This window comes from Aeromicrobium sp. PFPM2_SD2, from assembly GCF_057364525.1.
Genome location: NZ_JBNFNZ010000643.1, coordinates 1 through 1,000, shown reverse-complemented (window position 1 = coordinate 1,000; position 1,000 = coordinate 1). Strand labels below are relative to the sequence as shown.

At 76.6% G+C, this 1,000-nt stretch carries 1 protein-coding gene; it reads left to right on the top strand.

What is annotated here, in order from left to right; all coding sequences use genetic code 11:
- Positions 1–145: 145 nt before the first annotated feature.
- A partial coding sequence (locus AC2W7G_RS17120) for an ABC transporter domain-containing protein (RefSeq protein WP_485869501.1) occupies positions 146–1,000 on the top strand: 855 nt, incomplete at its 3' end.

Below are 1,000 nucleotides of genomic sequence, written 5' to 3'. Positions count from 1 at the left end.
GGCTGGACGCCGTGGCCGAGGCGACGGTGCTCCGCACGCTGCGCGACCTCGGCGCGACGGTCGTGGTCGTGGCCCACCACCGCGACGTCGTCGCCGCCGCGGACACGACGATCGCCGTCGGCGGGCGGCAGGAGGTGACGGTCCGATGAGGACGAGGCTCGCCCTGGGGACGCTGCTCGGCACGCTGGCGCAGCTGGCCGCGATCGGGCTGCTGCTCGTCTCGGCGTGGCTGATCTCGCGCGCCGCCGAGCAGCCGCCGGTCATGTACCTGATGGTCGCCATCGTCGGCGTGCGGTTCTTCGGCATCGCCCGGGCGGCGCTGCGCTACGCCGAGCGCCTGCTGACCCACGACGCCGCCTTCGAGCTGGCGACGCGCCAACGGCTGGCCGTGTACGACGACCTCGACCGGCTGGCCCCCGGCGGGCTCGGCGACACGCGTCGCGGCGACCTGGTCAGCCGGGTCGTGCCGGACGTCGAGTCCGGCCAAGGACCGGCTGCCTGCGCGTCCGCCTGCCTGGACGTGACGTCCGTCAGCGTCCTCGTGGTGGTCGCGCTGCTCGCCGCCCTGGACGGGCGCGCGGCGCTCGTCGTGCTGGGCACAGCGGCGCTGACCGCCGCCGCGGTGCACCTGCTGACCCGGTGGGTGGAGTCCAGTCGGCAGGCCCAGGTCGCCCCGCTGCGCGGCGAGCTGGCCGCCGAGGCGTCCGAGCTGGTGCTCAACGCCCCCGACCTCGTCGCCTACGGTGCCGGCGAGCCGGTGCGCGAGCGCCTGCGCGGCGTGGACGCGCGGCTCGCCGCGGCCCAGAACCACCTCGCCTGGACGACCGGCCTGGGCCAGGCGCTCGTCCTGCTCGGCCACCGGGGTCGCGGTCGTCCTGAGCGCCGTCGTCGCCACGGACGGCTCGCTGGCGCCCGTGCTCGTGGCCGTCCTGGTGCTCGCGCCGGTCGCGCTCGTCGACCCCTTCTCCGAGGTGGTCGAGGCCGAGGGCCTGCGCGCGGT